Below are 8,430 nucleotides of genomic sequence, written 5' to 3' on the forward strand. Positions count from 1 at the left end.
TTAATTGTAGAAGATACTTATTTACTAGTATCAAAAAGATTTTCAAAAATGTAAAGTAAAAAATATATATTTACGTATTAGAAGAGGTCTGACGGAACTTTTCTCATCAGACCTAGTCATTGTAATTAGTATTTCATTAATGTTAACACATCATAGCCTTTTAGTTTGTCTAAACCATCAAGGTAAGATAATTCAATTAGGAACGCACATCCAACAACAATACCGCCTAGCTCTTCTACTAATTTGATCGTCGCTTCAATTGTTCCACCAGTTGCAAGTAGGTCGTCTGTAATCAATACACGTTGACCAGGCTTAATAGCATCCTTATGAATTGTTAACACATTTTGTCCATATTCTAGGCCATAGTCTACCTTGATAACCTCACGTGGTAGTTTTCCTTCTTTTCTAACTGGTGCAAATCCCACTTCTAATGCATAGGATACAGGGCATCCAACGATAAACCCTCGTGCTTCTGGACCTACTACTAGGTCGATTTGTTTATCTTTTGCGAATTCCACTATTTCATCAACTGCAGCTTTAAATGCTTTTCCATTATCCATCAATGGCGTGATATCTTTGAATTCAATACCTTCTTTAGGCCAATCATTTACAATTTTAATATATTTTTTATAATCCATGGATTACTTCCTCCTTAGGTTTAACCTCTTGCTCCATACTATCTTGAAACCATTTCACTAATTCATCATAAGGTGCGTAATAGAGATTTTTTTCAATTTCGGCTTGTTTTAGCCGCTCTTGATAAACAGTTGCTTCCTGTAAATCCTTTTTCTGCGGTGAATTATTTAAGATAATAAGTCCATTATTTATATTAACAAATTCCAGCTCAGAAAACACGTTTAACATAAAATGAACCGATTCCTTAGTCCACCCTTTTGCGTTCATGATAGCATTTAACTCGTTGCGGATATCTAATTCTTTCTTTTTCCATACTAATGAATATAACCATTTAAAATCTTCTCTAGTCGGAAAAGCAGATAAATAGGCACTGTTTTCAACATAGAAACAAGCATGGATGCACATGGGTTTAACCTTGGTGATAAATTGTTTCAATTCATTTAAGTCTGGAGGTAAATCAAACAAGTACAATACTTCTACTTGCTCTACTAATTCATACGCATTTTCATAGGTAACTTTTCTAATTCCTTCTGGAAATGTATGAAGGCTTTGGCCGTTTTCATTATACAGTAGTATATGGTTATCAAACTGGTGAAGATAATTAGTTAAATCGATTTGTTTCTTACCTCGATGGTCAAATAATTGCCAATGATCTATTCTCATATCTTCTACCACAAGTTGTGGTTTTCGAATTCCATTCCATTCATTAATGCCTAATTCTCCTACAACAGAAACTGTTACACTTGGAGAAATATAATGGAATAATTCACCCATGCCAAAGGCAATTCCTTCTAGTGTATGGCCATTTTCTTTAAAGTTTAGTTTGAGATGTTTTTTCATGTTACCAAGTTGTCTAATCTCATTAGGTTTACAATTAATATGAAATTTTGGTTTTGGATTAGCCATACCAAATGGAGCTAGTTGACTAATCTCATCGATAAGTTCTTCACTTACATCCGATAGCTCTAGAGTTTTACTAATCAATATTTCTTGTTTGAAATCTTCACTAGATAATTCTTCGCTAATAATTTTATCTAAATTATTCTCGAGCAAAGAAATATTTTCAATCGGTAATGTCATTCCAGCCGCTTGAGCGTGGCCACCAAAATGAGTAAAAACATCCTTTATACGCATACACCCTTGGAATAAATCAAAACGCGGAATACTTCTTGCTGAACCTTTCGCTGTACCATCTTCTACATCAATAGCTAAAACGATGGCTGGTCGATCATATTTCCGTACCAACCTAGATGCAACTATTCCCAGTACACCTTGATTCCAACCCTCTCTAGCAACAACAATAACCCCTTTTTGGGAATCGATATCTACAGATTCTTCCACTTCTTTAACAATAGAAGCAACCACTTTCTGGCGCTCTAGATTCAACTGATCCACCATTTCTGCAAGTTCTTCTGCTTCCTGTCTATCATCGGTCATTAGAAGATGCACTGCCAAATCAGCATCTTGAAGTCTACCAACAGCATTTAAACGAGGTCCAATAAGAAATCCAATGTCTTCTTCTGTTGTTCTGCCTTCCATTTTGCATCGTTTTTTTAACGCAATTAATCCCTCGCGTTTAGTGATGGTTAATTTTCGCAAACCAAAGAAGGCTAGTATACGGTTCTCACCAACTAATGGTACTAAATCAGCAATTGTCCCAATCACTACTAAATCCAGTAGATGTTCTGGGAAATAACCGAGTAGTGCTTCTGCAAACTTAAATGCCACACCAGCACCCGCAAGTTCTTTAAAAGGATAATCAGGTGAACATTTAGGGTGTATGATAGCAAATGCATCTGGTAATTCATCTTGTGGTTCATGGTGATCTGTGATAATCAAATCAATCCCCAGTTCTTTAGCCACTTTAGCCTCATGAACAGAAGCTATACCAGTATCCACTGTTATTATTACATGAAATCCATCTTCTTTTGCCTGTCTAAAGGCATTTTCATTTGGTCCGTATCCTTCTGTAAAACGGTTCGGTATATAAAAATCACAATTCGCGCCCAGTTCTTGTAGTGTTTTCATTAGAATTGTAGTGGAACTAACCCCATCAGCATCATAATCACCAAAAACTAGGATCTTTTCATTATTCTCAATTGCTTGTCCTACTCGATCTCTAGCCATATTCATCGATGCTAGTCTATTAGGATTAATAAGATGATCAATGGATGGTTTCAAGAATTGTTGTATTTCTTCAATTGTTGTCATACCACGTTGTAAAAGCAGTTCTTTTATCACGGGGGATAATTCGCTTGAGCCATCCATCCAATCGTTTGTATTCTCTTGTATGCTAGCAAAATTCCAATTTGACTTGCTCCGTAACATAAATTCACCCCTGACTAATCTATTATACACAAATACAGTCAGGGGTAGCAATTAAATTTCTAACTATGATCATCAGTTTTCATTTCTGTTTCTGGTAAGGAATGATTTTCATACTCTGATAAACCATTTTCCTCAACAAGTAGAGTTAGCTGCTGATTTTCTCTTTTTAATAGTTTAATTTCCCTTTGCATTCTAAACATACGAACCATACCAACCGCAGCAGTGATAACCCCACCCATTAAAACAGAGAACAGAATTACCAAGATCAATGGTGATTCTACTTTCCAAAAGAAATAATTAACTTCTACAGGATTAACGTTAGTTACAGCAAATACTGCTACTAGTATCATAAATATGATAGCAATAATGACATAAGTTTGTCCTTTCATAAGTAAACCTCCTTAGTTAGTTTATATTTTACACATCAGAATAAAAATAATCCCCTTGGCATAGGCCAAGGGGACCCTTTTATTAGACCTGTGGTCCTTCTACACGCTTTTTCTTTCTAAAATCAACTGGTTTATCTTTAATATTCTTTCCACGCCATACTAGCCATAATTGAGTAGCAAGGAATAGGGAAGAGTACGTTCCTGCAATCAGACCTACCGTTAATGCAATTCCGAAACCTTGTATTGGTTCTGCACCTAGGAATAGGAATGCCAAAACAGCAATTAACGTCGTTATCGTTGTATTCACTGTTCTTGTCATCGTTTGTACGATACTAGTATTTACAATACTAGCTAAATCTTTAAATGCCTTAATAGGCTTCTTCCGCTTCTGAATATTCTCCCGAATACGGTCAAAGGTAACAATAGTCGCGTTAATTGAATATCCGATGATGGTCAGAATTGCAGCAACTATAGTGACATCAAATTCAATTCTAAAGATACTAAAGACCATTAACATAATAAAGACATCATGTAGCAGGGCTATAATTGTTGTAATCGCAAAGAAAAATTCAAAGCGGAATGCAACATAAATTATCATACCAATAGCCGCAATAGCCAGTGCATAGAGGGCATTTTTCACCAGTTCTTGTCCAACAATTGGGGAAACAACACTCACACTTGGTTCTACCCCATATTCATCCATAAAGTATGATTTTAATTCTGCAATTTTACCTTCTTCAATAATCTCTTCGTAACGAATTACTGCAATCTCATTATTTTCACCAGATAGAACAACTTTACCCGATAACCCTAACTCTTCTAGGCCTGCTTTAACCTTCTCTGAGTCTAAGCTTTCTTCTGCCATGATTTGTACCCTGGAACCACTAGTAAAATCAATTCCTGGATTTAATCTAAAGAACAGGAGTGAAAGAGCACCAATAATTACTAAAATCGATGTAATCATGAAAAATTTCTTTCGATTATCTACAAAATTCCATTCCTTATTAGCAAATTTCGCAGGCACTTCTGCATTATCTCTAATATCTCGGATATCTGATTTTTTCACTCCTAACCAACCAGGGTTATGTTTAAAGAACTTCACTTTTATCCATAGTTGCAATAACCATTTTGTTCCAAAAACAGCGGTTAAAAAGCTCACCAGTATACTGATAATTAACATGGTAGCGAAGCCTTTAACAGAGCTTGTACCAAAAATAAACAATACGGTTGCAGCCAAGATGGTTGTAATGTTAGCGTCTAAAATCGCTCTAAATGAATTACTCGTTCCAGCTTTAAATGATGCTGGAAGTGATTTTCCTTCACGTAACTCTTCTTTAATTCGTTCAAAGGTGATTACATTGGCATCTACTGCCATACCAACTCCTAGAATTAACGCTGCAATTCCTGGAAGAGTAAGAACTCCATTTAATGCTTCAAAGATAACTATTACTAAAAATGTGTAAGCACTTAAAGAAATAACAGAAATAAGACCAAGAAAACGGTAAACAACAATCATGAATAGGAAAATAATTGCAATACCAATGATTCCAGCCATTACCGTTTCATTTAAAGCTTGTTCCCCAAACTGTGCACCAACTGATGTGGAAAAGATTTCTTTCATGTCTACTGGTAGGGAACCAGAGTTAATAATATCCGCTAAATACTGAGCAGATTCAACAGTAAAGTTCCCGCTGATCATAACATTGGTACCAGGGATTGGTTCCTGAACTCCTGGTGCAGAAATATACTTGTGATCTTCTTTTAGAACTTCTTCTTTAAAGGAATCTCCTTCTTGGTAATCCATCCAAATCACTAGTAAATCTTCTCGTTCTGGTAGTGGTGTTACTGATTCTAAATTTCCAGGATGCTTTTTCGATAGTTCAGTAGTAACTTCTGTTAACTTCTTAGCATCCTTAACTTGCAAGGTAACAATTGGTGAATTTGTTGTTGGATCAAAATCCTGTTTTGCACTACCTTCTTTAATATCAGATCCATCTAACAATACATTATCATTTACATCACGGAATGATAGCCTTGCAGTAGTAGCTAGCATTTCACGAGCTTGAGTCTGATCTTTAACACCAGCAAGCTGTACTCGGATTCGATTTTCACCTTCTATATCAATTACAGCTTCACTGATACCAAGTTTATTTACTCTATCATTTAATAATTGAACGGTTGATTCTAATAATTTTCGATCTGTATTTTGTGATTTATCAATCGGTTTTACTTCATACAGAACTTCAAATCCGCCTTGTAAGTCCAGTCCTAGATTAACATCACTAGCAACCTTAGGTGTGAATATTCCAATAACAAGTCCTAATGCAATGACGATTAGGAAAAAGGATGTAATACGTCCTTTATTTTTCATAACGTTGTTCCTCCCTTAATCTGTATCAAACCAACTATGTATATACTTTCATGCATATAGAATTAATTCTTACCTGTTAGGGCTGCAATAGACGCCATTAAATCATCATCCTGATATGCATCGATTGTTAAATAACTCATGTAACTATTAGAACTTAGGTGAAATATGTCTTGAACTACCTCATGTAATCTTTTTTCGGGATTCCCTTTCCACACCTTCTTCACAAGGCATTTCCAAATATCCTCATCACTAGCTTTAGAATACCCCATCATTTGTAACTCTTCGGCTTTACTAACTAATACCGGTTTTAACTCACGCTTCCATGCTTCAACAGCCTTTGTTGCCTCCAAGACCTTCACCTCTTCAAGAAAGAATTTAATACATTAGACAAGTTGTCATGCTCGGCCACCAATCTTGCATATATATCATTGTATATGAAATTTTATTTTTTGAGAAGGCAGGTTATCAATGTTGTCTAAACAAACTTTTTTACAAGGCACGCTTATCTTAATATTAGCAGGCATGATTACCAGATTTCTAGGGTTTATTAACCGTTTAGTGGTTGCTAGATTAATGGGTGAAGAAGGAATCGGTTTATACATGATGGCCCTTCCTACTCTATTTTTGGTCATGACATTAACACAACTAGGACTACCTGTTGCCATATCCAAGCGAGTAGCAGAAGCAGATGCAAGAAATGACCGAGCTAAAGTTAAACGCATATTAGTAGTTTCAATAATCATAACATCTATTTCAAGTATTTTCTTTACCGTAGTCATGATTTTCGCTGCTCCATTTATAGCAACAACACTATTAACAGACGATCGTACCTTATTACCATTAATAGCTGTAAGCCCTATTATTCCTATTGTTGCTGTTTCTTCTGTTTTGCGTGGTTATTTCCAAGGAATGCAAAATATGAAACCACAAAGTTATTCACAAGTAATTGAACAAATCGTTCGAATTAGTTGTGTTGCCTTATTTGTAAAGCTATTACTACCTCTTGGTGTGGAATATGCAGCTGCCGGAGCAATGTTTAGTGTTATTTTAGGAGAATTCATCTCTTTACTTTATATGATATATCAATTTAAAAGCAAGAAAACAATTCGCATTAGGCACCGTTTTTTCAAGTACTTAAAATCAAGTAAACAAACAATGAAAGAACTTTTCTCTATTGCTCTACCAAGTACTGGTAGTAGAATGATTAGCTCATTTTCTTATTTCTTGGAGCCTATTATTGTCGCACACAGCCTAGCCATAGCTGGTATATCAAGTTCGCTTGCTACAAGGCAGTATGGTGAATTGACAGGATTTGTCTTACCATTATTATTTTTACCAACCTTTATTACCCAGTCACTGTCCATTGCGCTAGTACCAAACATCTCCGAGGCAGAGGCAACAAAAAACAGGAATTTAATTCATTATCGAATTCATCAATCTATCCGCATTTCATTTGCATCGGGGGCAATAGCAACTGTTGTATTATCCATTTTTGCAGTACCTATCTTATCGTTTATGTATGGTACAGCTAATGCTAGTACCATTCTTATATTCATGGCACCATTTTATATCCTTCTATATATCCAATCTCCATTACAAGCAGCATTGCAGGCATTAGATCTCGCAAAACCTGCCATGTGGAATAGTCTAATTGGGGCAGTTGTGAAATTTATTGTATTATTCATCCTTGCCTCTAATGAGAGTTTTGGGATCATGGGTGTCGCGATTGCAATGTCTGTTGGAGTTATTTTAATTACGTTATTACACTTAGCATCCTTACGAAGAGAAATCAATTTTTATATACCTATTAAAGATATCGCTAAGATGGTTGCATTGATTCTAGCAACCTGGGGCTTAGGAAAGATAGTATATGACTTTTACATGAACTATGATCCAAATATAATCTTATTTGGTTTATCCTTAATTCTTTTAACAATTGTCTACATCATCCTATTATTCATACTAAAATTCATATCGAAAGACGAATTAGAACAAATACCATTTTTACAAAAATGGATCCGTTAGTATTTGTTTTTGTTCTACAAAAGGTATCGGATATTCTTTCACTGGAAAGAGTCAAGCTCATGAATTGGAGGTATTTAATAATCCATAAAATTAACAAAAAACTCGTCTACTTTTGTTAGGACAAGAATATGATTCTATAAAAGGACTATTTACGAGGGGGATTTTAATGCGTAATCAACAATTTATGGCATTACTTTATGGATGGATTGTAGTACTTGGATTAATCTTAGTATCTAGTATGGCACTAGCTTTATTATTACGTTTCTCCAGCTTTAATGAACCCGCACTTAATTGGGTGACACTCGTTATTGGTTTAATTTCACTATTTATTGGCGGGGCTGTTGCTGGAGGAAAAGGAAAACAAAAAGGTTGGATGATTGGTGCATTTACAGGCCTAGGGTTTACTGTATTTACATTTTTAGTCCAATATTTAGGTTTCCAGGAAGGCTTTGGTCTACAACAGACTATCCATCATTTATTTTACATTCTGGCTGCCCTATTTGGTGGAGCGGTAGGAGTGAATATTGCTACCAATCATAAATAACCATCAAAAAGAGGCTGGGACATAACTAAAAGTATAAGTTGAGAACCTGAACGAAACACCACATCAGCTCCGGAAATATACGGAGACTCCTACGGGAGGATAGGCATCGGTGAGACCCCGGAAGAGCTTTAGCTCTG

Annotated in this window: 7 protein-coding genes; 2 read left to right on the forward strand and 5 right to left on the reverse strand. The window is 35.6% G+C overall.

Translation table 11 applies throughout. The features are described 5' to 3' along the window. Positions 1-125 precede the first annotated feature (125 nt). The 5 genes from BN999_RS07060 to BN999_RS07080 all read right to left on the reverse strand — a co-directional run bounded on the left by BN999_RS07060 (position 126) and on the right by BN999_RS07080 (position 6,074). On the reverse strand, positions 126-638 hold the full coding sequence (locus BN999_RS07060) for an adenine phosphoribosyltransferase (protein WP_096270684.1): 513 nt from the start codon (positions 636-638) through the stop codon (positions 126-128). Beyond that, positions 628-2,964, reverse strand: coding sequence for a single-stranded-DNA-specific exonuclease RecJ (gene recJ / locus BN999_RS07065; RefSeq protein WP_096270685.1), 2,337 nt, complete (start codon positions 2,962-2,964; stop codon positions 628-630). Before recJ ends, BN999_RS07060 begins: the two co-directional genes overlap by 11 nt. A 59-nt stretch (positions 2,965-3,023) precedes the next feature. Then, a complete protein-coding gene (locus BN999_RS07070) occupies positions 3,024-3,353 on the reverse strand; it encodes a LapA family protein (RefSeq protein WP_096270686.1) in 330 nt (109 codons plus the stop codon). An 82-nt stretch (positions 3,354-3,435) separates the two neighbouring features. Continuing rightward, entirely contained in the window at positions 3,436-5,724 is a 2,289-nt protein-coding gene (gene secDF, locus BN999_RS07075; RefSeq protein WP_096270687.1) for a protein translocase subunit SecDF, read from the reverse strand. A gap of 62 nt (positions 5,725-5,786) precedes the next feature. Continuing rightward, positions 5,787-6,074, reverse strand: a complete 288-nt coding sequence (locus tag BN999_RS07080) for a post-transcriptional regulator (protein WP_096270688.1) — start codon at positions 6,072-6,074, stop codon at positions 5,787-5,789. Positions 6,075-6,192: 118 nt separating this feature from the next. On the opposite strand from BN999_RS07080, the gene spoVB reads away from it, so the two are divergent. Together spoVB and BN999_RS07090 are read left to right on the forward strand one after the other, a co-directional pair. Next, on the forward strand, positions 6,193-7,749 hold the full coding sequence (gene spoVB / locus BN999_RS07085) for a stage V sporulation protein B (RefSeq protein ID WP_096270689.1): 1,557 nt from the start codon (positions 6,193-6,195) through the stop codon (positions 7,747-7,749). A 166-nt stretch (positions 7,750-7,915) separates the two neighbouring features. Further along, positions 7,916-8,293: a TIGR04086 family membrane protein gene (locus tag BN999_RS07090; protein ID WP_096270690.1), complete on the forward strand. Its 378-nt coding sequence runs from the start codon at positions 7,916-7,918 to the stop codon at positions 8,291-8,293. Positions 8,294-8,430: the final 137 nt, after the last annotated feature.

This window comes from Paucisalibacillus globulus (assembly GCF_900184735.1).
GTDB classification, from domain to species: Bacteria; Bacillota; Bacilli; order Bacillales; family Amphibacillaceae; genus Ornithinibacillus; species Ornithinibacillus globulus_B.

Excerpts from the sequence above, each read along its gene's own strand:
- BN999_RS07060 (WP_096270684.1), bottom strand. The coding sequence starts at position 638 with ATGGATTATAAAAAATATATTAAAATTGTAAATGATTGGCCTAAAGAA.
- recJ (WP_096270685.1), bottom strand. The coding sequence starts at position 2,964 with ATGTTACGGAGCAAGTCAAATTGGAATTTTGCTAGCATACAAGAGAAT.
- BN999_RS07070 (WP_096270686.1), bottom strand. The coding sequence starts at position 3,353 with ATGAAAGGACAAACTTATGTCATTATTGCTATCATATTTATGATACTA.
- secDF (WP_096270687.1), bottom strand. The coding sequence starts at position 5,724 with ATGAAAAATAAAGGACGTATTACATCCTTTTTCCTAATCGTCATTGCA.
- spoVB (WP_096270689.1), top strand. The coding sequence starts at position 6,193 with ATGTTGTCTAAACAAACTTTTTTACAAGGCACGCTTATCTTAATATTA.
- BN999_RS07090 (WP_096270690.1), top strand. The coding sequence starts at position 7,916 with ATGCGTAATCAACAATTTATGGCATTACTTTATGGATGGATTGTAGTA.